Origin of the sequence: Sphingomonas arvum (genome assembly GCF_026013565.1) — a bacterium.
Classification (GTDB): domain Bacteria; phylum Pseudomonadota; class Alphaproteobacteria; order Sphingomonadales; family Sphingomonadaceae; genus Sphingomicrobium; species Sphingomicrobium arvum.
The window spans coordinates 450,104-473,369 of the sequence record NZ_JAPDOB010000001.1; the positions used below are offsets into that span (position 1 = coordinate 450,104).

A 23,266-nucleotide genomic window follows, 5' to 3' on the forward strand; every position below is an offset into this window, starting at 1 on the left:
CCCGTGAGCCCGGCCATTGCGGCCGGGCTCACGTGGTTAGAATTCCACCCGCGCAGTGAATCGGAAGTCGCGACCGGCGAGCGGGGCATAGTCCTTGAGTAAGCTGCTGTGCCGGCGCGCCTCCACGTCGAACAGATTATTGGCCGACAGCCCCAGCGTGAGCCCCGGGCGCTGCTCGAGCGGACGCCAGTTCAGCTCGGCATTGACCAGGGTAAAGCCGTTCGTGTCCGTCTCCACCGGCGCGCTGCGGCGCTGGGCGAAGTCGTGCTCGACTTCCAGCCGCCCGTCCACCTTGCCGCGCTTGGCGGTCAGCGCACCCTGGATGCGCAAGGGTGGGATCTGCGGCGCCGGACCGAAGTTGCGAATGGTGGCGCGGACATAGTCAGCGAAGCCTTCCACCCCCAGCTCGGCGCCGGCCAAGGTGCCGAGCGCCGCGCCGCCTTCGAGTTCGAACCCGCTGTATGTCGCCTTGCCCTGGCGGAATTCATACACTGGCAGGTCGTCGAGCAGCTCGCCCGTCGGTGTCTGGTAGATGAAGTTGGAGAAGCGGCTGGCATAGGCGGTCAGGCCGAAGCGGGTGCTGCCTTGCGTGTAGCGGACGCTAGCCTCGCCGCCGATGCTCTTCTCCACGCCCAGCGTCGGATCGCCGCGCTCGAACGAGGCGGTGCCGCCGTGCGGCCCGTTGGCGAACAACTCGTCGATCGAGGGCGCGCGCGCAACACGGGCGACGTCCATGCCGATGCGCCAGTTGGGCCCGAGCCGGTAGCTGCCGCCGGCGGAGGCGGAGATGGTCGAGAAGTTGCGGCGGACGTCGGGATTACCGATCACCGCGTCCGCGTCCGCGGTCAGACGGGACTTCTCGTAACGGATGCCGCCTTCCAGGCGAATGGGCCCGGTTTCGTAATGCTGGACGGTGAATAGGCCGGCTTGGCGCTGCCGGCTGTCGGGCAAGTACTTCTCCTCGCCCCGGATGCGTTCGCGCTTGTCGAGATATTGAATGCCGCTGGCACCGCCAAAGCCGCCGCGGTCGGCCTGCTCTAGGTCCAGGCGGCCCTCGCCACCCTTGGCATAGAAGGTGCTGCCGACGCTGCCGTCCTCCTCCAGCTCGTCGTGGCGATAATCGCTCAAGCCGCCGCGGAAGCGCAGCTGGCGGAACGCCCCGCCCAGCGGCACTTCGGCCCGCGCGTCGTAGCGGGTCTGGTGGACGTCGATGCGCGGCGACTCGGCCTCGATCGTTGGATCGAGCGAGTAGCGGATCGGCACGCCGTATAGCGAGGTGCGGCGAGTCGCGGAGACGCCGATGTTGAGGCCGCCGTCGACATAGGCGAGGCCGCCGGCGACCTCCGCACTGCGTCCGGCGCTGTTGGGCAGGTTGCCCTTAAGGTCGGCGAGCGCGCGGATCTCGGAGTCGGGGCTGGCGAGCGCCTGCTCCCGCAAGGGACGCGCGAGGATGTACCCGCCGGTGCGCAGCTCGTCATTCTTGGCCCAGCTCGCATCGGCATGGGCCACGAACCCGCGGCCGAGCGCGGCATTGACCACGCCGCTTGCCAGCCGGTCGTTCGCGGCGGTGCCGTAGCCCAGATTGATGACGCCGCCGACGCCGTTGTCGGGGATGCTGCGCGGGATGCGGTTGTCAATCACGTTGACCACGCCGCCGATGGCCGTGCTGCCGAACAGCAAGGCGGCGGGGCCGTGCACGACCTCGATCGACTGCGCGGTCAGGGGATTGATCGCGACCGCGTGGTCGGGGCTGGAAGTCGACACGTCGAGGCTGCCGATGCCGTCGGCGAGGATGCGAATGCGGTCGCCGGTGAAGCCGCGCAGCACGGGCCGTGACGCGTTCGGGCCGTTGCTGGTGGCGCTGACCCCCGGCTGGCTGGCGAGCGTCTCGCCGATGGTCGGGCGGACGGTCGCGGCCAGTTCGCTGCCGCCAAGCACCTGCACGTTGCCGAGCACGTCGTCGTCGCGGCGGCGGCGGCCGGTGACGACCACGTCCTGCGCCTGGGCCGACGGCGCGGTGGTCGCCTGAGTGGAACCGCCGGCAGCATCCGCGACGATGGTCGCGGCCGGCTCGGATGGGGTGGGCTGCGCCGCGAGGGCGGCGACGAGCAGGGCAGTGGACATGAAACGCGTCTCGCAAGCTGGAAAGTCGGGGGGGCTCCTAACAGACGATGTTACATCATCGCAAGCGAGCCGATCGTCGTTGGTCGAACGCCGGGGGTCGCTCCGTCGAGCGCCAGCGTCTAGGGCGCCCATATGACCCAGGCCTTGCGCGCACATGAACGATCCTTCGTCACCCACCTCGAATGCTCGCTGACCGGCGAGCGCTACGAGGCAGGGGAGGTCCATAACCTCAGCCGTGCCGGGCGGCCGCTGCTGGTGCGCTACGACTGTGCAGGTGCCGGGCAGGTGATGACGCGTGAGGTGCTCAGCCAGCGGCCGGCGAATATGTGGAAGTGGCGCGAGCTGCTGCCGCTGCCGCCCGGCGCCGAGCCGGTCAGTCTGGGCGAGATCGAGACTCCGCTGCTGCCGCTCACCCGTCTGTCGCGGCGCGAAGGTGTCGCCCCGCTGCTGGTCAAGGATGAGGGCCGGCTGCCGACCGGATCGTTCAAGGCGCGCGGCCTGGCGATGGCGATCAGCATGGCGAAGCACTTCGGAACCGAGGCGGTGGCGCTGCCGACCAACGGCAATGCCGGCGCCGCGCTGGCGGCTTATGCGGCGGCTGCGGGGATGAAGGCGACGGCGATCTGCCCGGCCGAGACTCCGCTGATCAACGTCACCGAGACCGCCGCTTACGGTGCGGATGTTTTCGTCGCGGACGGGCAGATCGACGAATGCGGGCGGCTGGTCGCCGAAGGCGCGGCGGCCAACCGCTGGTTCGATGTTTCAACCCTCAAGGAGCCGTACCGGGCCGAGGGCAAGAAGGTCATGGGCCTGGAGCTGGCCGAGCAGCTCGGCTGGGAACTGCCGGATGCGATCTTCTACCCAACTGGCGGCGGGACGGGCCTGATCGGCATGTGGAAGGCGTTTGCGGAGCTGGAGGCCGCAGGCCTTATCGGCTCCAAGCGCCCGCGCATGTTCGCAATCCAGGCGGAGGGCTGCGCGCCGATGGTGCGGGCATGGGAACAGGGCGGCGAGTTCGCCGAGCGCTGGGAAGGCGCCGCCACCATGGCGACCGGCATCCGCGTGCCCAAGGCGGTCGGCGACTTCCTGATCCTGCGGGCGGTGCGGGAAAGCGGCGGCGCGGCGCTGGCCGTGTCGGAGGAGGCGATTGCCGCCGGGGTGCGGGACGCGGCGCATGCGGACGGTACGCTGCTGTGCCCGGAGGGTGGCGCGGTGCTGGCGGGCTGGCGACGGGCGCGCGAGCTAAAGCTGGTCGGCGATCAGGAGCGCGTCGTGCTGTTCAATTGCGCGGCCGGGAACAAGTATCCGCTGCCCGACACGGCGCAGCGGATCCGGCTCGCGGAGACGAGCGGAACGACGCTCTAGGGTTGGGACGAGGTCCCAACAGATCGGACCGTCCGCCGATGGGGGCCGGCGGCTGAACGCGCGCTCACGGCCCAAGTCACGGAAAAGCAAGGATTGCCCATGTATGGCACGCGCCATGCATAGGGGATGACGACCTGCCAACGGATGTCATCCGCCAAGGAGTTTGAATACCATGAAGTCGCAGCCCAACCTGTTCTTCCGCCCGGACACGATCTTCGGCGCTTGCAAGGGTGCCGCTGATGACCTCGGCATCAATCCGTTGTTGCTGCGCATTCCGCTGGCATCCCTCATTCTGATCAGCCCGGAACTGGCGCTCGGCATCTACGCTGCGCTGTGCGTGGTGGTGCTGGCCGGCCGGCTGCTGTTCCCAGTGCGCAAGGCCGAGATCGCGGTTGCGGCTCCGGTCGCGGTCGAGCCGGTCGAGGCGGCGAACGAAGAGCAGGAGCTGGCGGCGGCGGCGTAACCCCGCTGTCGAACCAGCGTCGGCCGCGGAGTTGCTGGTGGCGGTCCGGCGGAACAATCCGGCCGGACCCTCCCCCGGATGGTCCTAAGCCGCTTCGCGGCTTGCCGGACTGTTGGTGCCGGCTGAGGGATTTGAACCCCCGACCTTCGGTTTACAAAACCGCTGCACTACCACTGTGCTAAGCCGGCCCACGAACGCCTTTGCGTCAGGTGATGCCGAAGGTCCAGCCCTCGGTGCGCGCGAGTTCGGGCGTGAGGCCGACCGGGGCGAATGCTCCGGCAACCTGCGCGTGGGCGCGCATGCCGGCGGCGGTGACCAGGGCGTCTGTCTGGTGGTCGTTGGGCTCGAACCGCAGCCGCGCGGGCGGGCTGCCGAGACCCGACAGCGCTTGATTCAGGTCGGCCCGGCTTCGCAGCTTGGTGCCGCTCATGCCGGCATTGCGCAGGTAGATGCGCGTGTAGATCTCGACCACGACGCTTCTGCTTAGCCCAAACTCATCCATGGGCCTGTCCTGAGCGAAGTCGAAGGGCCACACCGCCACACGGCCATTCAGATGGTGAAGCAGGCGCATGCCCGAGAAGCTCGCCTTGGCGACCTGCGCCGCCCCAATCGCGTCATAGGCGCTGGCCGTCTTGCGGCCGCCTTGCTCGTTCAACCGAGCATCGCACTGGCGGAAGCGGACGAAGTCCGCCTTCGCCCCGTCCGCGATGCCGAAGTAGAAGTGGCGGCGGTGGACCTGTTCTAGGAAGCTGGCGGCACCGAGGTCCTCGTCGGGCGCGCACGCATCGACATACGCCCAGAAGTCGCGAGCGTTGTCCGGCACGCCGGCCTCCCCCGGCAGGTAGGCGCCACGTTCGGCGAAAGGTGGCGCGAAGCTGAAGTCGAATCCGAACAGGGTGGGTTCGCGTGCCGCTTCCGTCAGCAGCCAGTCGAGGACTTCGATCCGACTCCACACGTGGCCGGGACGGACCAGGCGCGGAGCGGCGTCACCCCGCGCCTCGGCCACCGCAATGCCCTTGTGTCGCCGCCCCTTCGCCCCCGACCAGTCGATCGCGACGAAGCGGGTGAAGTCACCTGGCGCGGGCACGTGGGCGGGCGGCGGCGAGTTCCAGGGCACGCCCAATCCACTCGCCGATGCCGTCATCGGGACCGTAGCGGACCAGCACCGCCGGCCAGCCGGCGTAGTGCGGCGTTTGCCAAACACGGTCGGGCAGGACGTCGAGCAGCATCGCTTTGTGGTCGAGGTCGAGGTGCAGGCAGAAGCTGTCGGGCTCCCGGCTCGGGGTGACGACCGGCCGCCCGCTGCTGGCCGACTTGATCGCCGGCCCGCCATAGTAGGTGCCCGCCACCGTCCCCGGCAGGGACGCGGCGAAGGCTGCCACCTCGTCCCAATCGCCCAGGGCGGCCATCACACCAACGGCGGCTGGCGGCCGTCGTCCCGGCGCTCGGTGGTGCCTTCAAGGCGCGGCGGCGCGCGGCGGGGCTTGGGCGCCTTGTCGGCCGCCTGGTCCGCATAACGCTCCAGGAACCGCGCGGCGGCGTCGCGCCCGCCAAGCCCGAAGGCCAGCGCTGTCGCGACCGCGGCGCTGCCCAGGATCAGGCCGAAGGCAAGGATCACGATCTGGTCGGCGAGGCCCATGAAGGTCAGGCCGATGGCGGTGAACAGGGCGATGATCGCGTAACGGACGATGGTCTGGGCATAGCCGCCCTCGCCGGTGCCCGACCCGACCAGCCCGGCAATGATCCGGGCCAGGAAGATGCCGGCGACGATGATCAGCGTGCCGAAGATCACCTTGGAGCCGAGCTCGGTCACCTGGATCAGGAAGATGGCCACCGTGTCGCCCCCCAGCTGCCGCGCCGCCTCGATCGCCGCCGCGAGCATGATGGCGACGAAGGCGATGTTGGCGACGATCCGGCTCGGCGTGGAGGTGGCGGGCAGGATGCCGGTCGAGCGGACCGCATCGTCGAAGCCGGTCGGCGGCAGGATGCTCTCGATGATGGTCTTGAGGAACCGCGCCGCGACCAGCGCGATGCCGAGCCAGAGGGCGGCCGTGAGAATGCGCGGAATGGCGGCCGCAATCTCGTTCAGCATGTTGGTCGCCGGACCGCTGATCGATTCAATGCCGAGCACCTGTAGCGCGGCAATCGACGCGGGGATGATGACGAAGGCGAACAGGAGAATGCCGGCGGCCTTGGCCACTGTTGCCCGGGGTGCACCCGGCGTTGCTCCAGGGGGCGCGGAGCGCGGGTCGGCTGCTACGGTGCTAGGATGATCGCCAAGACCGGCCCGCGCCAGCCAGCGGTCCGCGTTCAGGGCGCTCAGAGTTGTTTCGGCGAGGCGTTGCACGATGCGCGCGATGATCAGGCCGACGAAGAAGATCAGCCCGGCGCCGAGCAGACGCGGCAGGAAGTGGAAGATATCGCTCGTCAGCTGGTTGATCGGCTGCAGGATCTCGCCGACGCCGAGGTACTGGAGCGCCGCCATGATGCCGACCAGCCAGATGATCAGCTTGGCGATGGTGCCGAGCTGATGGCCGACGGTTTCATGCTGGTCGCCCGGCGTGTGCTTCTGCAAGGCGGGGGTGCGGGCGACGGCGCGGCTCAGTGCCCAGTGGACGGCACGCGCGACCAGCCAAGTGACCGCCAGGATGAGGATGGCGATGAGGATCCGTGGTCCCCACAGGACCAGCTGGTCCCGGAAATAATCCCCGGTCGGTGTCTGGTACACGGCATCCCTCCCTGTTTGCAGCGCGTCAGTCGGGCCGTTGTGCCCGGCGTTCGTCCCACCATGCAAGCCGCTCCGCGAGCTTGCGCTCGAACCCGCGATCGGTGGGGCGGTAGTAGGTCTCCGGAGTCATCTCCTCGGGCCAGTAGTCCTGGCCGGAAAAGGCCTCCTCGGCGTCATGGTCGTATTCGTACCCGTCGCCATAGCCCAGGTCGCGCATCATCCTGGTGGGGGCCCCGAGGATGTGCTTGGGCGGGGACAGGGAGCCGTTGTCCTTGGCGCTCTTCCACGCCTTCTTCTGCGCCATGTAGACGGCGTTAGATTTGGGGGCGGTGGCGAGATAAAGGCAGGCCTGGACGATGGCCAGCTCGCCCTCCGGTGAGCCGAGGAAGTCGTAGGTGTCCTTGGCCGCCATGCACTGGGCCAGCGCCTGCGGATCGGCCAGGCCGATGTCCTCGACCGCGGCGCGGGTCAGCCGGCGGAGGAGGTAGAGCGGTTCCTCGCCGGCCGTGAGCATGCGGGCGAGATAATAGAGCGCGGCCTGCGGGTCGGAGCCGCGGATGGATTTGTGCAGGGCGGAGATGAGGCCGTAGTGGCCCTCCCGGTCCTTGTCGTACACCGGCATGCGGCGTTGCAGCAGGTCACGGAGCGCCGCGGTGTCGAGCGGCTCCGCGGGTGCCGTGTCGAACAGCATCTCGGCCTGGTTGAGCAGGAAGCGGCCATCGCCGTCGGCACTCGCAAGCAGCGCGGCGCGGGCGTCCTCCGTCAATGGTAACGGCCGACCGACGTCCGCTTCGGCCCGGTCCAGGAGAGAGCCCAGCGCCGCCTCGTCCAGACGATGGAGCACCAGCACCTGGCAGCGGCTGAGCAGCGCCGCATTCAGCTCGAAACTGGGGTTCTCGGTCGTCGCGCCGACCAGCACCACCGTGCCATCTTCGACGAACGGCAGGAAGCCGTCCTGCTGAGCGCGGTTGAAGCGGTGGATCTCGTCCACGAACAGGAGGGTACGGCGGCCGGCGCGGGCATGGTCCCGGCTTTCCGCGAACACCTTCTTCAGGTCGGCGACGCCGCTGAACACGGCCGACAGTGCCACAAAGCGCAGGCCCACCGCGTCGGCGAGCAGGCGGGCGATGCTGGTTTTGCCGGTGCCGGGCGGTCCCCACAGGACCAGGCTGGACAGCTTGCCCGCCGCCACCATGCGTCCGATCGCCCCGTCCGGGCCGGTCAGGTGATCCTGGCCAATGACCTCGGCGAGGGTGCGCGGGCGTAGTCGGTCAGCCAGCGGCGCGGCGCGTTCCGGCGCGCGCTCGGCGGGCAGGGCATCGTCGAACAGGTCCGCCATTGGGCGCTCTTAGAAAGGCGCGGCCATTCTTTCCAGCAGGCTCTTGCCCACGCTGTGTCTAAGATATATCTAGACCGCTCTGAAGGAGATTAGATATGGGTTGGCATGGTGCACGGTGTGGTAGCGAAGGTCGCGGGCCGCGAGGCATGTTCATGATGATGGGCAGGCGTGGCGGGGGCTGGAGCTTCGGTCCGGGCGGCTTTCAGTTCGAGTTCGAGCCCGGTGGACGCGGGCCCGGCGGACCACGTGGCCGGCGCGGGCGGATGTTCGGTTCGGGCGAACTAAGGCTCGTCCTGTTGCGGCTGATCGCGAACGAGCCGCGGCACGGCTACGATCTTATCCGGGCAATCGAGGAGCTGACCCATGGCGACTACGCGCCGAGCCCGGGCGTCGTCTATCCGACGCTTACGCTGCTCGGCGATATGGGCCTGATCGAGGAGCAGGCGGGCGACGGCGCGCGCAAGAAGTTCGCGATCACGGAAGAAGGGCGCAAGCACCTTCACGACAATGCCGAGGAGGTCGGCCGGCTGATGGACCGGCTGGAGGAGACTGGCTCGTCGCGGCGAGAGTCGAGCCGACCGGAGATCGGTCGCGCGGTGGGCAATCTTATGCACGCTTTGAAGAACCGCGTAGCGCGGGAAGGCTGGAACGATGACCTGCTGGCCGAGGTGACTGATATCCTGGACGACGCGGCCCGGCGGATCGAGCGGCTGCGCTAGGCCTTCATGCGCCGCAGCCGCTCGCGGCGCTCGATCGCGCGGCGGTAGGTATCGACCACCGTAGCGTTGATCCGGTCCCAGTCTTGCGTTTCCGCGTAGGCCCGGCCCGCCCGCCCATGGCCCGCCCGCAAGGCCGGGTCGGCGGCGTAGGCGGCGATGGCGTCGGCAAAGGCGGCGATGTCGCCCGGTTCGACCAGCATGCCGGTCTCGCCGTCGCGGACCAGGTTCGTGGCGCCGGTCGCCTCGGCCGCGACGACCGGCAGCGCGCAGGCCATTGCCTCCAGCGTGACGTTGCCGAACGCCTCGGTGACCGACGGGTTGAGCAGCACGTCGCCGCTGGCCAGGGCTCGGGCGAGAAGTTCGCCCGTCAGCTGGCCGGTGAAGTGCGCCTGCGGCAGGCGCTCCTGGAACCAGGGCCGCGCCGGGCCTTCGCCGATCACCAGCGCCTTGTGCGGCAGGCCGCGGCGGCTCAGTTCGTCAATGGTGTCGGCGAACACGTCGAGCGCCTTTTCCATCACCACCCGGCCGAGGAACACGACAACGAGTTCGTCGTCCGCGATCCCGAGCGAGCGGCGCCACCCCACGTCCCGCCGGCCGGGGTGGAACTGCTCCCGGTCGACGCCGCGGGCCCACATGGCGATATTCCGGTTCATGCGCTGCGCGCGGAGCACGGCCGCGGTCGACTGCGCCGGGACGAGTAGCGCGTCGCAGCGGCGGTACAGCCGGCGCAGGATGGCGCGAACGGTCGGCTCGAGCGGCTCCAGGTGGTAATAGGAGAGGTAGGTCTCGAACCGCGTGTGCACGGACGCGATCGCGGGGATGTCGCGGCGGCGGGCCCAGCTGACGGCGCGGTGGGCCGAGATGTCCGGGCTGGCGATGTGGACGATGTTGGGGGCGAAGCCGGCGAGATCACGGCGCACGCGCAGCGGCAGGCCGAGCGGCAGCCGGTATTCGTCACGTCCCGGCAGCGCAAAAGACGGCAGGGAGACGAGATCTCCCGTCGGCGGAAAGGCCGGCTTCTCCACGGTGGGGGAGTAGGCGCGCACGTGCGCACCCTGCCGAAGCAGGTAGCCCACCAGGCGGTTGAGGGCCTGGTTCGCGCCGTCACGGACGTAGTTGTAATTGCCCGACACGAGCGCAATCCGAAGGTCGGACGCGTCCATCGGTCGAGGCCCTTAGCGGGCCGGGGTTCGCTTTTCTACTCGGGTGCTGCGGCCGACGAGCAACACGAGGCCGATCACGGCGGCTAGGCGGATGACCCGAGGCATGGCAGCAACATGGGGTGTCACCGCGCGTCCCCAAGTCCTCTTTTCCGCCGGTCGTCGACCAGGATACGCGGCTGCTGATCTGCGGCAGCCTGCCGGGCGAGGCGTCGCTGCGGGCGACGCGCTACTACGCGCACCCGCAAAACCAGTTCTGGCGCTTGCTGGAGGTGGTTCTGGAGGAGCCGCTGGCGGGGCTGGCGTATGAGGAGCGGCTGGCCGTGCTGCGGCGGCGGGGCATCGGCCTTTGGGACACAGTTGCCACGGCGCACCGGACGGGCAGCCTGGACCAGGCCCTGCGCGAGGTGACCCGCAACTCGTTGCAGGCACTCGCAGCCACCCTGCCAATATTGCGCGGCATCGGCTTCAATGGCGCGACCGCCGCTAAGCTCGGGAGGTACGAGCTTGCCGGAACGGAGCTGACCCTCATCGACCTGCCCTCGTCCAGTCCGGCCTACACCTTGCCACTCAATGAGAAAGCGGAGCGGTGGACGGCACTGCGGCCGCTGCTCGGTTGACAGTCCGGCTGGGGAACAGCACGGCTCGGGCATGGCCGACGAACCTGCATCCGAGACCGAAACCGAAACCGAGGGCGAGCCCGCTTCCGACCTGTCGATGGTCGACGAAGCATTGGTCGCGGGCACCATCGCCAACACCAACGGTCTGCTGGTGATCCTGGCCAAGCTGGTGGCGCGCGGCATCTTCGACGCGAGTGACCTTAAGGCATTCAGCGAAAGCTACTCCAAGCCGCTCGACCACGAAGGCATGCGCGAGAATGAGCTGGTCAGCCAGATGCAGGACCAGATGGAGAGCACGCTGGCCGAGCTGATGCGGTTCCTGAGCGAGAAGCACTGACACCGCAGGCCCAAGCGCCTATATCGCGGCCATGTACTTCCCCATGGGCCTCCTGCTGTTCGTCGGTACCGTGATCGTCATGGAGGCGGTGGCTTACGCGCTGCACCGCTGGGTGATGCATTCACGGCTCGGTTGGACGCTGCACGAAAGCCATCATCGCGAGCGCAAGGGCTGGTTCGAGCGCAACGACTGGTATGGCGTGGTCTTCGCCATTCCCTCGGTGCTGCTGATCTACGGCGGGATGCACGGGCAGCTGGGCGACTGGGCAAGCTGGGTCGGGGCGGGGGTCGCCTTCTACGGGCTGATCTACTTCGGCTTCCATGACGTGATCGTGCACGGCCGTATTGCCCACCGGATCGTGCCGCGCTCGACCTATTTCAAGCGGATAGTGCAGGCGCACAAGCTGCACCATGCGGTGCAGGGCCGCGACGGCGCAGTGAGCTTCGGCTTCATCTATGCGCCGCCAGTGGAGCGATTGAAGCGGCAGCTGACGGCTAGCCGCAAGGCCGAGGTCAGGGAGCCGAAGGGTCGTGTCGAGGGCGCGTCCACAAGCCGTCTCGAGGAGCGGGCCTGACCGGCCACAGCGACTCTGAGAAGGCATCCATCACCAGCGCCGCTTTCTCGCCCTTGCCCGTGCTGATCCGGCTATCCCACGCGCGCGGTCCGAGCGAGGCCGCCTTGGTCGCTACCTCGCCGTAAATGCCGCTGGCGGACAGGACCGCCCAGCGGCTGCGGAAGGGCAGGCGGGCGGCGCCCACGCGGGCGGAGCGCCGGTAGGCGTCGGCCATGTCGCTCAGCCGGCGGGTGATGCGGGCCAGGGCCGAGCGGTGCTTCGGGTCGGCGAGGTCCGCGCCGGTCAGGCCTTCGGCTTCGAGCCATTCCGTGGGTAGGTAGACCCGCCCGACCCGCGCATCCTCGACGATGTCGCGGGCGATGTTGGCGAGTTGAAAGGCGATGCCGAGGTCGGCGGCCCGGTCGAGCGTATCCGTCTCGCCCGATTTCACGCCCATGACATGGGCCATCATCACGCCGACCGCGCCGGCTACCTGGTAACAGTAAGAAAGAAGGTCGTCGGTGGTTTGTGGTCGCCAACCGGCCGCGTCGCGCTCGAACCCGGCGAGGTGGTCGTTCGCAACCGCCGGCGGGATGGCGCATTCGGCGGCGACAGTGCGAAGTGCCTCGAACGGCACGATGCCGGTCGGTTCACCGGCCAATGCCTGGGCAGTCCTGTGGCGCAGGAATTCGATCCGGGCGGCGGGGTCGTTCACCGCCACTGCGTCATGGCCGAGGGTCTGGCCGTCCGTCACGTCGTCGCAGGCCCGGCACCAGCTGTACAGCAGCCAGCTGCGCTCGCGCGTCGGCTGGTCGAACAGCTGACTGGCGAAGCGGAAGCTCTTGGAGCCGACCGAGATGCTGGCCAGCGCGGCCTGGACCAGCCGCGAGCGGTCGTCGCTCGCGCTCACGCCAGCATGAGCCCCGCCGTCGCCTCCGCGCTTCCAACCACACCCGGAATGCCGGCGCCCGGGTGGGTGCCGGCGCCGACGAAGAACAGGTTGCGGATTTTGTCGTCGCGGTTGTGAGTGCGGAACCAGGCACTCTGCCACAGCACCGGTTCCAGGCTGAATGCGGAGCCGAGGTGCGCCGAGAGGTCGCGGCCGAAGTCGTTGGGCGAATAATGGAACATGGTGCGAATGCGGCTGCGGATGTCGGGGATCAGCCGCTCGGCCAGTACATCGAGGATCACGTCGGCATAGCGCGCCTCGTCGCCGTCCCAGTCGACGTCCGCCTTGCCGAGGTGCGGCACGGGTGCGAGCGCGTAGAAGGTCGAGCAGCCGGGCGGAGCCATCGCCGGATCGGTGACGGTCGGGTGGTGGAGGTAGAGCGACGGGTCGGTGGCCAGCTTGCCCCGGTTGTAAATGTCACCAAGCAGCCCGTGGTAGCGCGGGCCGAACATGATCGTGTGGTGCGGAATGTCGGGGAAGGTGCCCTCCAGCCCGAAATGGAGCACGAACAGGGACGGCGAGAAGCGCTTGCGCTTCATCGCGCGCTCCTGGGCGGCGCCGCGCTTGCTGCCTTCGATCAGCCCGTAGCTGTGAACCACGTCGCCGTTGCTGGCGACGGCGTCCGCTTCACCGCGCCAGCCGGAGCGGGTGCGGACGGCTTTCGCCTGCTCGTCGGTGACCTCGATCGCGACGACAGGATCGTCCAGGCGAAGCTCGCCGCCCAAGCGCTCGAACAGGCGGACCATGCCGGCGATCAGCTTGTTCGTTCCTCCTCGAGCGAACCACACGCCGCCGTCGCGCTCCAGCTTGTGGATCAGGGCATAGATCGACGAGCAGGTCATCGGATTGCCCCCGACCAGCAGCGTGTGGAAGCTGAGCGCCTGCCGTAGATGCTCCTCCTCGACGAAGCTCGACACCATTGAATAGACGCTGCGCCACGCCTGGTACTTGGCCAGCGCGGGGGCGGCCTTGAGCATGTCGATGGGGCTTTCGAACGCCTTGGTGCCGAGCTTGAGATAGCCCTCCTCGAACACCCCGGCCGAATACTTCAGGAAGCGCTGGTAACCGTCCCAGTCCCGCAGGTTCAGCCGCTCGATGCTGGCTTTGAGCTGCTCGTCGTCGTTGGTGTAGTCGAACACCGTCCCGTCCGGCCACGACAGCCGGTAAAAGGGCGTGACGGGCACCAGGTCGACGTCCTGGCTGATGTCCCGACCGGACAGCTGCCACAAGCGCTGGAGGCAGTCCGGATCGGTGATGACGGTCGGCCCGGCGTCGAACACATGGCCGTCGCGCTCCCACACGTAGGCGCGACCACCGGGCTTGTCGCGAGCCTCGATGATCGTGGTCTGGACGCCGGCCGACTGGAGGCGGATGGCGAGCGCCAGTCCGCCGAACCCCGCCCCGATCACGATTGCTGACTTCACTCGCTGTCCTTCAACGCCCGCATGGCCCGCCAGATGGAGACTGGGGGGCGGCCCGCCAAGATGCGGACCCGGTCGAAGGCCGTGCTCTTCCCTGCGTAGAAGCGGGCGATCAAGGGGGCTGGAAGCCGGTAGAAGCGCTGCAACACACGGTAGCGGTGCGGCGGATCCGCGGCGCGGAACAGCATGCGGGCGAGAAAGCGATCGTAGGCGGAGCGGCGCCAATGGCGACGCGCGCGCTCGCGGGTGGCCTGGGCAAGGCGGTCGAGCGGCAATTCGTCCGCTAGCCAGCTGGCGAAGCGGACGGCGTCGGGCAGCGAATAGCTGGTCAGCGGATGGAAGAAGCCGCCCCGCGCGCCGGCGCGGGCGACGGGGTCGCTGGCTGGCCAGAACCGCTCGAAATCGCCGCCGGTGAGGACGGGCAGCTGCCCAGTCTCCTCGCGGGTCCGCTCGGCCACCTGCCACCCGCGCTCCGCCGCATAGTCGCCGATCCTGTCGCGCAGCAGGTCGCGGTCGAGTTCCGCCCCGTCCGTATAGTAGGTGTCCTCGACAAACAGCTCGGTCGGGCTGAACGGCAGCAGGTAGACGAAGCGATAGCCGTCCGCCTGGTCCACCGTCGCGTCCATCACGACCGGCTCCGTCAGGCCATGGCCCTGCGGAATGCGGAGCAACTGGCCGAGGAACTTCTGCCAGCCGAGCCGGAGGCCCTCCGCCTTGCCGCCGCGCGCGTCGAGCACGGCTCGCGCGTTAAGCGTGCGTCCGTCCTCCAGCACGACCTCGCGCGGGCCGACGTCCGTCGCTGCCGCCCGGATGATGCGCTCGGCCGGCAAGGCCCGGCGGACTGCGCCGTCCAGGCGCTCGCTGGCGATGGTCCGGTACGCTTGCGCGAGCTTGCGGCCGTGCGTCGGGAAGCGAACCTCGTAGCTGTCCCAGCGATGCGAGATCAGCGGCTCGACCAGCGGCAGGTCGCTGCGGGCCACGTCGCTGTCGAAGAAGGACCACAGGTGGTTGCCGCCGAGCCGCTCTCCCGGTTCGATGATCGTGACACTGAGCTCCGGCCGACGCTGCGCCAGGGCCAACGCGCACAGTCCGCCCGACAGGCCGCCGCCCAGGATGATCAGGTCGGTGTCGGGCGCGGCCATCTGCCTGCCTCTCGCACGCAGGGGGGTAGGGGAAAAGCCGTAAATGGACCGGGTGGGGAGGGGCTGGTAGCAGTTGCGCCATGATCCGTCCGCTCTTCCCCGCGCTGCTGGCGCTCGCCGCCCCGCTCTCCGCCGCCACGCCGCTGGCCGACGTCACCGTGCAGCTGACCGGGTTGCGAAACGCCAACGGGCTGGTGCGCGTCTGCCTGACCAATAACCAAGCTCGTTTCCTTCAATGCGAGAAGGTGCCGGGAGCGGTGGGACGGTCGCTGCCTGCGGGCCAAGCGGCGCGCATCCACCTCGGGGCGGTGCCGCCGGGAACCTATGCGCTCCTGGTGATCCACGACGAGAACCGCGACGGCCGCCTCAACATGACCCTGGGCATCCCGCGCGAGGGGTTCGGCTTTTCCAACAATCCGGCCATGCGGCCGAGGGCGCCGCGCTGGGACGAGATCCGCTTCGCCGTTCCCGCCGGACCGGTGACGCAGACTATTCGCGTCCGCTACGTGCTCTAAGGCCGCATGCTTCCGCTCGACCTCGCGCTGAGCCTGCTGGCGGCGCTCGCGGCCGGGCTGATGCTGGGGGTCGAGCGCGGCTGGCAGCTGCGCGGCGAGCCGGACGGCAGCCGCGTCGCCGGAGTGCGTACCTTCGCGCTGATCGGCGCGGCGGGCGGGCTCGCGGCGCTGCTAGGACGGCTGCTGCATCCGCTGGTCGCCGTGGCCATCGCCGGAACCGCCGCCGGGCTGCTGCTCTTGGGCTACGCGCGCGCCGGCGAGCGAAGCGTCACCAATATGCTGGCGGCGGCCGTGGCGCTAGCGCTCGGGCTGGTCGCGGGTGCGGACCAGCCTATGCTCGCGGTGGCGTTCGCGGCCGTGGTCACGCTGCTGCTCGCCGCCCGCCAGCAGCTCCATGGCTTGCTGGAGCGGCTCGGCCCAGAGGACGTGCAGGCGTTCGCGCGCTATGCGGTGATCGTCGCGGCGGTGCTGCCGTTCCTCCCCAACCGCAGCTTCGGCCCGTACGGCGCTTGGAACCCGTTCCAGTTGTGGCTGGTGGTGGTGCTGGTCACCGGCTTCTCCTTCGCCGGCTACATCGCCAATCGGCTGGTCGGAGCAAGCAAGGGCACACTGGCGACTGCGCTGATCGGTGGCGCCTACAGCTCCACCGCGGTGACGGCGACGCTGGCGCGCCGGATCGGCGCGGGCGAGCCGGGCCCGTACGCCGCCGGCATCGCGCTGGCGACCGCCGTTATGTACCTGCGGGTCGCACTGCTGATGGCGCTGCTGAGCCCGTCCACGCTGCCCGCCTTCGCCCTGCTCCTCGGGCCCGCCGCAATCGCCGGCTGGGCGGCTGCGCTGTGCGTGTGGCTGCGCGAGCGGCGATTGGCCGAGGCGGCAAGCGCCCCGCCGCCCGGCAACCCGGTGGAGCTTCTTCCCGCCTTGGGCTTCGTGGTGATCGTCGCCGCCGGCGCCCTGCTGACCCGCTGGGCGCAGGCGCGCTTCGGCAGCAGCGGCACGGCGGTGACCCTGTTCATCACCGGCAGCTTCGATGTCGATGCGTCGATCGTGACCCTTGGGCAGCTTTCGGTCACGGCCATCGCACGCGATCTGGCGGCCCTGGCGGTGGCGGGCACCATCCTCGCCAACATGGGCCTGAAGATCGGCGTCGTGGTGGCCTACGCGGGCCGAAAAGGAAGAACGGCGGCGCTGGCCCTGTCCGCCAGCACCGCCGTCCTGCTCGTTACCGCCGGCCTGGCGGCGTTACGCCTCTAGAACTTAACGCCGAACGCGACGCCGTAGCGGCGCGGCTCCAGCGTGAACACGTTGGTGAACAGGCCCGAGCTGGCGTCCTGCACGAACTGGCCGGTGATGGCATCGTTGGCCGTCGCGTTCTGCACGAACGCGCGGGCAAACCAGCGGTCCTGCGGCCCGTTCAGCTGCACCTGCGCGTTCAGCACCGCGAAGCTGTCGACCTTGTCGATGGGCCGGTTGAAGCTGCGCGCATAGAAGCTGCCCGTCCAATTCCAGTCGGCTCGCGGGACCAGGCTCAAGCCGTTGCCGAAGCGGAAGGTGTATTGCGCACCGGCCGACAGCTTCCAATTAGGCGCCTGCGGCAGCTCGTTGCCCGACAGGTCCTGCTCGATGCCAGTGCTGATCGTGAACGGCAGCGAGCCGGTGGGCGTACCGAAGGCGGTGCGCAGGGCGGCGTTAGGGGCTGAGATGGCCGACTGCAGCGCTTCCACCAGCGAGAAGGCGCCGGTGGTGTTGGTGCCGGGGATCGGCACCGGCCCGTTCAGGCCCAGCACCGCGCCATTGACCGCGCCCACGAAGGCGTTGACCGCGGCGGGCGGCAGGGTCGGGCTGGTCACCACGAAGTTGGCGCCGCCGGCCAGGTCCTTGATGATCACCGCGCTGGCCAGGCCACCCGACGGATCGCGCGGGTCGACCAGGCTCAGGTCCTTGATCTTGGACTTGAGGTAGCTCGCCGACAGGTTGATCAACAAGTCGCGCGCGGGCCGTAGCACCAGCTCCGCCTCGCCGCCGTAGATCGACGCGTCCGTGTTGTCGTTGACGGACGTGCGGGCCACGATTCGGCTCAGCTGCAGGCCCTTGTAGTCGTACAGGAAGCCCGACAGGTTGAACCGCACCGCGCCCCCGGCGAACGTGTTCTTGCTGCCGACCTCGAACGCGTTGATGGTTTCCGGCTCGAAGGTCGGCGACACGTTGAAGGACGGGTCGATAGGCGGATTAAGACCGCCCGATTTGTAGCCTCTCGACGCCGATGCGTAGAGCAGGTTGTTGGGCGTCAGCTGGTAATCCACCACCGCGCGTCCGGTGAGGCGACCGAACTTGACGTTGGCGATCGCCTGCGGCTGCGCTCCGGCGACGGAGGCGTCGGCATCGTAGGGCCCGACGCCTAGCGCCGGAATGCCGGTGGTGAGGAACGGCGAGGTCGTCGCGTCCACCAGGCCGATCGGCGCCGCCCAGCTGAGGATCGGCGCGCGCGCGACCTGCGTCTTGTCGTCATGGTTGTAGCGCAGGCCGAGGGTAAACTTCAGCCGGTCACTAGCCTGGAAATAGGCTTCTCCGAACAGGCCGTAGCTCTTCAGCCGGAAATCGCTGACCTCCGAATTATAGAAGGGCGGCGCCTGGAAGAGCGGCGGGACCGCTGCTCCGCCGAGCACCCCGGCGGTGGTGATCAGGCTGCCCAACACGCCCGACGCATAGTCGAGGCCGTAAGAGGCTACATAGTAGTTGGAGTCGGTGAACCGGTTGTTGAGGTAGATGCCGCCGATCAGGAAGTTGAACGGCCCGTCGAAGTTGGAGTCGAGGTGGCCTTCGATGCTGTACTGCCGCGAATGGCTGTTGGAGCGGTCGTAGTCGCCGCCGCGCGGGCTGCAGCTGTTGACCTGGCCACCATAGATGCCGCTGTAGAGCGTGTTAGTTTCCGACACGCAGAACGGCCCGCCCAGCCCGTTCGGAACCAGCGCCTGATAGGCAGGACCGAAGGTGGTCGGGAACAGGGCAGCGGCGATCGCCAGGTTGGTGAGGCCCGGATTGCCCACCAGGCTGTTGGCCGCGACCAGGTTATAGTCGGTGCGGCTGTCGACCAGCTGCTTCTGGTAGCCGCCGGTCACCGTCACGCTGAACTGGGACCCGAGGTCCTGTTCCAGCCGGCCCATGAGGAAGCTCTCGCTGGCCTTGTAGGTCGGCTTGAAATCGATGTTGACGGTCCGCAGGTCGTTCGGGTTGACCACGCCGTTGTAGAAGGCGTCGACCGGGCTGTTGAGGTTGACGAGGCCCAGGTTCAGCCCCGCGACCAGTGCTTGGAATGCGGGCGGTGCGGTCAGGAAACGGGCGCGGATGAACTGCTGTGACGACAGGGTCGCGGCCAGGGTGGAACGGCCGTTGACCGTCTCATATTCCAAGCTGTCGGGCAGGCAGCCGAGCACGCCGGTCGGATCGTTGTTGCACAGCTGCTTCTGGATGCGGCTGCGGTCGTCCTTTTCGCGGAAGCGGTAACCGACGATGTCCAGCGTGGTGCTGGAGCTCGGCCGCCAGCGGACCGACCCACGCAATGCGTAGAGGTCGCGTCCGTCGATCCGGCTATTGTCGAAGATGTTCTTGGTATAGCCATCGCGGCTGAGGAAGTAGCCGGCCACGCGCACGCCCAGAGTGTCGGTGATCGGCACGTTCAGCATGCCGGTCGCTTTCAGCGACTTGTAATTGCCGTATTCCAGCGTGCCGTTCATGGCCACGCGGGACAGGTCCGGACGGGCGGTGATGAAGTTGACTACGCCCGACGTCGCGTTGCGGCCGAACAGGGTGCCCTGCGGTCCCCGCAGCACCTCCACCCGCTCCAGGTCGAAATACTCCGTTTCGAACAGGCGCGTGCTGGTCAGCGGCATGTCGTTAACGTGGATGCCGGTCGCCTGGTCGCAGGAGAAGCCGACGCACAGGTCGCCAATGCCGCGGATGGTGAAGCTGGACGAGGTGAAGTTGGTCTTGGTGAACGTAACGTTGGGCAGGCTGAGCTGAAGGTCGGTGGCATTGCTGATCTGCTGCCGCTCCAATGCCTGGCCGGTGAAGGCGGAGACGGAGATCGGCACCTGCTGCAGCGCTTCGGAGCGGCGCTGGGCAGTGACGATGATGTCTCCGCCGGCCGTTTCTCCGGTGGCGGATTGCTGCGGCTGGGCGCTCTGGGTTGTGCCGCTCTGCGCGTCGCCGCTCTTGTCCTGGTCGGCTCCGGCGCCGGTTTCGATGTTGCCGGTCGGCGGCGCTCCGCCCGGTTCGGGCACCGTCTGCGCGGCGGCCGGACAAGCGAATGCGATCGCCGCGGCGGAAGCCCCGGCGAGATACAATGAGCCACGAACCATGCTTTGCTCCCTCATCGCCCCCGTGGGGCAACACCGACCGCCGGTCGCACGGGCGACCGACCACAACGCCAACGAGCCGGGTGTCCCTCCTCCAAGGGTGCCCCCCTCCAAGCGGCCAGGCCCTTGCGGACCTCGCCATCTGGTCCCACACATGAGGGCACGGGCCCCGGCCCACTGTCAAGCGCGCTGGTGAGGACTGGATGCTGAAGACACGGGAGCAAGACAACGAGGGAGTGCCGCAGCATGTCGACGTGCTGATCGTCGGCGCTGGCCTCTCCGGCATCGGCGCCGCCTGGCACCTCAGCCGCTACTCGCCCGACCGCAGCTTCGTCATTCTCGAAGGCCGGGAGGCGATCGGCGGAACCTGGGACCTGTTCCGCTACCCGGGCCTGCGCTCCGACAGCGACATGTACACGCTGGGCTACAGCTTCGAGCCGTGGACCGACTGCAAGGCCATCGCCGATGGGCCGTCGATCCTCCGCTACGTCAACGAAGTCGCCGACAAGTACGACATCCGCCGCCACATCCGCTTCAAGCACCATGTGGTCAGCGCCGACTTCGACAGCAGCACCGGCCGCTGGACGGTGGAGGCCAGGCGCACCGACACGGACGAGTCGGTGACGCTCACCGCGAACTGGGTCCACATGTGCAGCGGCTATTACAACTATGCCGAAGCCTACCTGCCGGACTTCCCCGGACAGGAGCAGTTCGCCGGTCGCTTCTTTCACGCGCAATTCTGGCCCGACGACCTCGACTTCCAAGGCAAGAAGGCCGTCGTGATCGGCAGCGGCGCGACGGCCGTCACCATCGTGCCTGAAATGGCCAAGGGCGGCGCCGCACACGTCACCATGCTGCAGCGCTCGCCGACCTATATGGTCAGCCGCCCGGCGGTCGACAAAGTCGCGAACGGATTGCGCAAGATGCTCGGCGACAAGGCCAGCTACAGCGTGGTGCGCTGGCGCAACGTGCTGCTGCAGCAAGCCTTCTTTCAGCTTGCGCGGCGCCGGCCCGACACCATGAAGCGCATGCTCCGCAAGGGCCTGCTCAAGGAACTGCCGCCCGACTACGAGATCGACCGGCATTTCAACCCGGCCTACAATCCGTGGGACCAGCGGCTGTGCCTGGTGCCTGACGCCGACCTGTTCGCCGGCATCCGCGACGGCACGGTCGAGGTCGTCACCGACACGATCGAGACGTTCACGGAAACCGGCGTGAAGCTCACGTCCGGGCGCGAGCTTGAGGCGGACATCGTGGTCGCCGCAACCGGCCTCAAGCTCCAGCTGCTCAGCGACGTCGCCTTTTCGATCGACGGCGTGCGGCAGCAGCTCAACAAGAAGATGACCTACAAGGGCATGATGTTCGGCGACGTGCCCAACCTCAGCTACAGCTTCGGTTACACCAACGCGTCCTGGACGCTGAAGGCGGACCTCATCGCCACCTACCTGACGCGCCTCCTCAACCACCTGCGCGACCGAGATGTGCAGATCGCCTGTCCCAAGCAGCAGCCCGACGTCGCCGAGATCCCGTTCCTCGACTTCACCTCCGGCTACGTTCAGCGCGCGCTGTCGATCCTGCCCAAGCAGGGCGACCGGGCGCCGTGGAAACTACACCAGAATTACGCGCTGGACCGGCTGTCGCTGAAGCTCGGCAAGGTGGAGGACGGCGTGATGCAGTTCGCTCGCGCCGACGCCCGGGCGGTGCCGCCGCGCTCGCTGACGAAGGAGGTCGCATGAAGCTCGACGGGCGGGTCGCCGTCATCACCGGGGCAGGCAGCGGCATTGGCCGTGGCATTGCGCTGGCGTGCAGCCGGCGCGGCTGCGGCGTCGCCATCGCCGACGTCAGCGAGGACGGCCTGCGTGAGACGGCCGGCATGATCCGCGGGGTCAAGGTCACCACCCACAAGCTCGACGTCACAGACCGCGCCGCCACCGCCGCCCTGCCGCAGTCCGTGCTGGCTGAGCATGGCCGCGTCGACCTCTTGGTCAACAACGCGGGCGTCGCGATCGGCGGCACGTTCGAGCAGGTCGACGAGGCCGACTTCGATTGGCTGATGGAGGTGAACTTCCATGCCGTCGTGCGCTTGACCCGCGCTTTCCTGCCGCTGCTGAGGACCCGCGATCAGGCCCGCATCGTCAACGTGTCCAGCCTTTTCGGCCTGATCGCACCGCCCGGTCAGACCGCTTACTCCGCCGCCAAGTTCGCGGTCCGCGGCTTCTCTGAATCGCTCCGGCGAGAATTGGAGGAGGCCGCCTCGGCGGTCGGCGTCACGGTGGTTCACCCCGGTGGCATCAACACCAACATCGCCCGCAACGCCCGCCCGCCACGCCACGTCTCCAACGAGGAAGCGGCGCAGATGGCGGAGGAGCGCGACCGCTTTCAGAAGTTCCTGCGCATGTCGCCGATCAAGGCGGGCGAGATCATCGTCTCGGCTGTGGAAGGCGAGAAGCCCCGCGTGCTGGTCGGCAACGACGCCAAGATCGGCAGCCTCATCGAGCGGCTGGCCCCGATCGGCTATTGGAACATCCTGAAGCGGAGCATGTCATGAGGAACTGGGCGATCGGCGGCACGGCGGTCCTTGGAGGGATGCTCGGGGCCGGCCTATACAGTGCGCGCGTGGCGAAGCGCGCCGAGCGGCAGGTACCAATGACTGGGCGGATCGTCGAGGCCGGCGAGTTCCGGCTGCACGTGACGGAGCAGGGCGAGGGCAAGCCGTTGCTCCTGATCCACGGCCTTGGTGCGACGCTGGGCAGCTTTGCGCAGAATATGGTCGATGAACTGGCGAAGGACCACCGGGTGATCCGGGTCGATCGGCCGGGCTCCGGCTACTCGCCGCGCTTGCCGAGCCGGTCGCAGCACCTGACCGACCAGGCAGAGGCGATCGGCGCGCTGATCGACGCCATGGGGCTGGAGAAGCCGACCCTGGTCGGCCACTCGCTGGGCGGTGCGCTCAGCCTGCATGTGGCGGAGCGTTATCCCGACAAGGTCGGCGGGCTGGCGCTGATCGCCCCGGCGACCCAGCCGGTCCACAACGTGCCGGAGGTGTTCCGCGGCCTGATGGTGCCGCTCCGGCTCGCCCGCCTGGTGTCGATGACCATCGCAGTGCCGCTCGGCATGGCGACGCGGGACGCCGTTCTGAAGCAGGTGTTCGCGCCCGAGCCGGTGCCGGCCGATTACCTGACGGCTGGGGGCGGTGCGCTGGCGCTGCGCCCGGGCAATGTGGAGGCGGCCTGCGGAGACCTGCAACTGGCCCGCTCCGATGCGGAGGAAATGGTGGCGCGCTACCCGCAGCTGAAGCTGCCGGTCGCCATCCTGTTCGCGCGCGAGGACAATTTGCTCGACTATCGCGAGCATGGCGAGAAGACGGCGCGGGAGATACCGGGCGCCCGACTGACGCTGACTGACGGCGGCCACATGCTGCCGTTCACCCAGCCGGTCGAAACGGCCAAGTGGGTGCGCAGCGCAATCGCTTGAAG

The 23,266-nt window shown here is 68.4% G+C and carries 21 protein-coding genes and 1 tRNA gene; 11 read left to right on the forward strand and 11 right to left on the reverse strand.

Annotated elements, in window-relative coordinates; translation table 11 throughout:
* Window positions 1-36 precede the first annotated feature (36 nt).
* A complete protein-coding gene (locus OMW55_RS02285; RefSeq protein ID WP_264880503.1) occupies window positions 37-2,124 on the reverse strand; it encodes a TonB-dependent receptor in 2,088 nt (695 codons plus the stop codon).
* Window positions 2,125-2,256: 132 nt separating this feature from the next.
* Here OMW55_RS02285 and OMW55_RS02290 point away from each other — a divergent pair, with 132 nt between their 5' ends.
* Both OMW55_RS02290 and OMW55_RS02295 read left to right on the forward strand, forming a co-directional pair.
* Window positions 2,257-3,489, forward strand: coding sequence for a threonine synthase (locus OMW55_RS02290; protein ID WP_264880504.1), 1,233 nt, complete (start codon window positions 2,257-2,259; stop codon window positions 3,487-3,489).
* A gap of 172 nt (window positions 3,490-3,661) precedes the next feature.
* Complete coding sequence (locus OMW55_RS02295; RefSeq protein WP_264880506.1) at window positions 3,662-3,952, forward strand: PspC domain-containing protein; 291 nt, start codon at window positions 3,662-3,664, stop codon at window positions 3,950-3,952.
* Window positions 3,953-4,065: 113 nt separating this feature from the next.
* Here the strand turns inward: OMW55_RS02295 and OMW55_RS02300 are convergent.
* From OMW55_RS02300 to OMW55_RS02320, 5 genes are all read right to left on the reverse strand, one after another.
* Window positions 4,066-4,140: transfer RNA gene (locus tag OMW55_RS02300), tRNA-Thr, on the reverse strand.
* Window positions 4,141-4,157: 17 nt separating this feature from the next.
* Window positions 4,158-5,069, reverse strand: a complete 912-nt coding sequence (locus OMW55_RS02305) for a hypothetical protein (RefSeq protein WP_264880507.1) — start codon at window positions 5,067-5,069, stop codon at window positions 4,158-4,160.
* A complete protein-coding gene (locus tag OMW55_RS02310; RefSeq protein ID WP_264880508.1) occupies window positions 5,023-5,361 on the reverse strand; it encodes a hypothetical protein in 339 nt (112 codons plus the stop codon). The genes OMW55_RS02305 and OMW55_RS02310 overlap by 47 nt, the downstream gene beginning before the upstream one ends.
* A complete protein-coding gene (locus OMW55_RS02315; protein ID WP_264880509.1) occupies window positions 5,361-6,680 on the reverse strand; it encodes a mechanosensitive ion channel in 1,320 nt (439 codons plus the stop codon). Before OMW55_RS02315 ends, OMW55_RS02310 begins: the two co-directional genes overlap by 1 nt.
* A gap of 25 nt (window positions 6,681-6,705) precedes the next feature.
* Window positions 6,706-8,019: a replication-associated recombination protein A gene (locus OMW55_RS02320; protein WP_264880511.1), complete on the reverse strand. Its 1,314-nt coding sequence runs from the start codon at window positions 8,017-8,019 to the stop codon at window positions 6,706-6,708.
* A gap of 152 nt (window positions 8,020-8,171) precedes the next feature.
* Between OMW55_RS02320 and OMW55_RS02325 the strand changes: the two genes are divergently transcribed.
* The gene (locus OMW55_RS02325; RefSeq protein ID WP_264880513.1) at window positions 8,172-8,738 is read left to right on the forward strand and encodes a PadR family transcriptional regulator; all 567 of its coding nucleotides are present in this window, start codon (window positions 8,172-8,174) and stop codon (window positions 8,736-8,738) included.
* Here the strand turns inward: OMW55_RS02325 and OMW55_RS02330 are convergent.
* Window positions 8,735-9,901 (reverse strand): glycosyltransferase family 4 protein, encoded by a 1,167-nt coding sequence (locus OMW55_RS02330; RefSeq protein WP_264880515.1) that lies wholly within the window; start codon window positions 9,899-9,901, stop codon window positions 8,735-8,737. The two genes, OMW55_RS02325 and OMW55_RS02330, sit on opposite strands and share 4 nt — an antisense overlap.
* Before the next feature lie 119 nt (window positions 9,902-10,020).
* On the opposite strand from OMW55_RS02330, the gene OMW55_RS02335 reads away from it, so the two are divergent.
* From OMW55_RS02335 to OMW55_RS02345, 3 genes are read left to right on the forward strand one after another with little or no spacing between them, the layout of a single operon-like run.
* A complete protein-coding gene (locus tag OMW55_RS02335; protein WP_264880517.1) occupies window positions 10,021-10,518 on the forward strand; it encodes a DNA-deoxyinosine glycosylase in 498 nt (165 codons plus the stop codon).
* 31 nt (window positions 10,519-10,549) lie between these two features.
* A complete protein-coding gene (locus OMW55_RS02340) occupies window positions 10,550-10,855 on the forward strand; it encodes a hypothetical protein (RefSeq protein ID WP_264880518.1) in 306 nt (101 codons plus the stop codon).
* 31 nt (window positions 10,856-10,886) lie between these two features.
* Window positions 10,887-11,429: a sterol desaturase family protein gene (locus tag OMW55_RS02345; RefSeq protein WP_264880519.1), complete on the forward strand. Its 543-nt coding sequence runs from the start codon at window positions 10,887-10,889 to the stop codon at window positions 11,427-11,429.
* Here OMW55_RS02345 and OMW55_RS02350 read toward each other — a convergent pair.
* Genes OMW55_RS02350 through crtY form a run of 3 tightly spaced genes read right to left on the reverse strand, consistent with a single transcriptional unit; the run spans window position 11,368 to window position 14,920 of the window.
* A complete protein-coding gene (locus tag OMW55_RS02350; RefSeq protein ID WP_264880520.1) occupies window positions 11,368-12,318 on the reverse strand; it encodes a phytoene/squalene synthase family protein in 951 nt (316 codons plus the stop codon). The two genes, OMW55_RS02345 and OMW55_RS02350, sit on opposite strands and share 62 nt — an antisense overlap.
* Window positions 12,315-13,781 carry a phytoene desaturase gene (locus tag OMW55_RS02355; protein WP_264880521.1) on the reverse strand — a complete coding sequence of 489 codons (1,467 nt, stop codon included), beginning with the start codon at window positions 13,779-13,781 and terminating at the stop codon, window positions 12,315-12,317. The genes OMW55_RS02350 and OMW55_RS02355 overlap by 4 nt, the downstream gene beginning before the upstream one ends.
* On the reverse strand, window positions 13,778-14,920 hold the full coding sequence (gene crtY / locus OMW55_RS02360) for a lycopene beta-cyclase CrtY (RefSeq protein WP_264880522.1): 1,143 nt from the start codon (window positions 14,918-14,920) through the stop codon (window positions 13,778-13,780). Before crtY ends, OMW55_RS02355 begins: the two co-directional genes overlap by 4 nt.
* An 80-nt stretch (window positions 14,921-15,000) precedes the next feature.
* On the opposite strand from crtY, the gene OMW55_RS02365 reads away from it, so the two are divergent.
* Both OMW55_RS02365 and OMW55_RS02370 read left to right on the forward strand, forming a co-directional pair.
* On the forward strand, window positions 15,001-15,435 hold the full coding sequence (locus tag OMW55_RS02365) for a DUF2141 domain-containing protein (RefSeq protein WP_264880524.1): 435 nt from the start codon (window positions 15,001-15,003) through the stop codon (window positions 15,433-15,435).
* A 6-nt stretch (window positions 15,436-15,441) separates the two neighbouring features.
* The gene (locus OMW55_RS02370; protein WP_264880526.1) at window positions 15,442-16,689 is read left to right on the forward strand and encodes an MgtC/SapB family protein; all 1,248 of its coding nucleotides are present in this window, start codon (window positions 15,442-15,444) and stop codon (window positions 16,687-16,689) included.
* Here OMW55_RS02370 and OMW55_RS02375 read toward each other — a convergent pair.
* Window positions 16,686-19,793 (reverse strand): TonB-dependent receptor, encoded by a 3,108-nt coding sequence (locus OMW55_RS02375; protein ID WP_264880527.1) that lies wholly within the window; start codon window positions 19,791-19,793, stop codon window positions 16,686-16,688. The genes OMW55_RS02370 and OMW55_RS02375 overlap by 4 nt on opposite strands.
* A 200-nt stretch (window positions 19,794-19,993) precedes the next feature.
* On the opposite strand from OMW55_RS02375, the gene OMW55_RS02380 reads away from it, so the two are divergent.
* The 3 genes from OMW55_RS02380 to OMW55_RS02390 all read left to right on the forward strand — a co-directional run bounded on the left by OMW55_RS02380 (window position 19,994) and on the right by OMW55_RS02390 (window position 23,264).
* Entirely contained in the window at window positions 19,994-21,526 is a 1,533-nt protein-coding gene (locus OMW55_RS02380) for a flavin-containing monooxygenase (protein ID WP_319950647.1), read from the forward strand.
* Window positions 21,523-22,338 carry an SDR family NAD(P)-dependent oxidoreductase gene (locus OMW55_RS02385; protein ID WP_264880529.1) on the forward strand — a complete coding sequence of 272 codons (816 nt, stop codon included), beginning with the start codon at window positions 21,523-21,525 and terminating at the stop codon, window positions 22,336-22,338. Before OMW55_RS02380 ends, OMW55_RS02385 begins: the two co-directional genes overlap by 4 nt.
* A 68-nt stretch (window positions 22,339-22,406) precedes the next feature.
* Window positions 22,407-23,264, forward strand: coding sequence for an alpha/beta fold hydrolase (locus OMW55_RS02390; protein WP_264880531.1), 858 nt, complete (start codon window positions 22,407-22,409; stop codon window positions 23,262-23,264).
* Window positions 23,265-23,266: the final 2 nt, after the last annotated feature.